The following is a 1,877-nucleotide window of genomic DNA, read 5'->3' on the forward strand; positions in this document are numbered from 1 at the left end:
CTTATGTCCCAGCCTCTTTTATTAATTAATCCCCTTCATTAATTGCTTAATTTTTGAAGAAGAAAGGAAGATGATGATACCTAGAACAACAGAAATTCCACCTAATAATCCGAAATATGAGGATTGTGAAATCCCCTCATAGAATCGAACGATTTGTGCGTTGATTGCCTGTGCAGCTGCGCTGGCTAAGAACCATACGCTCATCGTTTGTGCGGAGAATGCTTTTGGCGCTAGTTTTGTTGTTGTCGATAATCCAACTGGGGATAAGCAAAGCTCACCAATTACAACTAAGAAGAAGCTTAAAACAAGCCATAATGGACTTGTTAAATGATTCGCATCACCTGTTACTGACGGGATAACCATTACTAGGAATGAAAAACCGGCAAATAACAATCCTAAAGAAAATTTTTGCGGTGTAGACGGTTGGCGATCTCCAAGCGTTACCCACAGCTTAGCAAATACAGGTGCTAATAAAATAATAAATAACGGGTTAAGCGACTGGAACCACCCTACTGGAATTGTAAAACTTCCATAAGTTAACTGCGTTGATGTTTCAGCATAAATGGCTAAGATTGTTGAACCTTGCTCTTGAATTGCCCAGAACATGACAGCAGAAATAAATAATGGAATATAAGCAAGTAATCGAGAGCGTTCAACATCAGTTGTTTTGGAACTACGATACATAACGGTGAAATAAATAATTGGAATAATAACAGCTAAGAAACTAATGAATGCAATAACATTCGTTATAGTTAAGAAGCCTGCTACTCCTGCTACAATTAAAAAGATTACGAGAACAGCAACGATTAAACCAATAATTCCAAACGTTTTTTTACGCTCACCAGGCTTTAACGGATTTGGAACTTCCGTACCTGCTAAACCTAGGTTTTTCTTTTTTGTCATAGAAAAAACAATTAATCCACCTAACATTCCAACTGCTGCGGCACCGAAACCTAAATGGAATCCATAGTTTTCTCCAAGTGTAGATACGATTAATGGAGCGATAAAAGCACCTAAGTTAATTCCCATATAGAAAATACTAAATGCGGCATCGCGTCGGTTGTCGTTCTCTCTATATAAGTCTCCCACAACACTTGAAACGTTTGGCTTTAATAAGCCTGTCCCTAAAATAATAAACAGCATGGCTACTAAAACACCGTTAAATCCGGCTGGAATAGCTAAAACGATATGACCAATCATGATCAACACGCCGCCCCAGAACACTGTTCTTGAGGTTCCTAATATCCTATCAGCAATCCATCCGCCAATAATTCCTGACATATAAACAAGCGCTCCATAAATGGACATAATGGATGCTGCTGTTCCATTATCAATACCTAGTCCACCTTTAGACACTTCCGTGTATAAATACACGATTAGAAGTGCTTTCATTCCATAATAGGAAAAGCGCTCCCAGAACTCAGTGAAAAATAGCGTAAATAATCCTTTTGGATGGCCAAAAAATCCTTTTTGAGGAACACTTTGGACAATTTTCTCTTTATCAAGCGACATATTTTACATCCTTTCTCTCTATCTTTCTCCCTTTTTCCCCTGTTTACTAATTTTTAAAATATCAAAAAATTATGATGATATAAAATTAGAAACAATAAAATTTTATTCTTATAAAATGATTCTGTCAATATAAAAAATGTAAATAAACATATTTTTTATACATCTTTTTTCTTATCCGTGCTTTAAGAACAGCTATATAACCAGCTTATTCTAAATAAAAAATCCTTTATATTTTTTATTTTAATTATTCATCCCCCTGATTTTTTATAATACCAAGCTAATATTTTCTATTTCTTTTTACCCTACTATTCTTTTAAAACTGTGTCTTTTACCCTATATAGTTTTTCGATATAATAAAAGGTATA

1 protein-coding gene is annotated in these 1,877 nt (G+C 35.0%); it reads right to left on the reverse strand.

Translation table 11 applies throughout. From position 1 onward, the window contains the following. Positions 1 to 21: 21 nt before the first annotated feature. Positions 22 to 1,512: a peptide MFS transporter gene (locus tag BFL01S_RS19475; RefSeq protein WP_061786706.1), complete on the reverse strand. Its 1,491-nt coding sequence runs from the start codon at positions 1,510 to 1,512 to the stop codon at positions 22 to 24. Between the last annotated feature and the right edge of the window lie 365 nt (positions 1,513 to 1,877).

Source organism: Priestia flexa NBRC 15715, assembly GCF_001591565.1.
GTDB lineage: Bacteria > Bacillota > Bacilli > Bacillales > Bacillaceae_H > Priestia > Priestia flexa.

Coding starts and splice junctions, on each gene's coding strand:
- BFL01S_RS19475 (WP_061786706.1), bottom strand. CDS start 1,512: ATGTCGCTTGATAAAGAGAAAATTGTCCAAAGTGTTCCTCAAAAAGGA.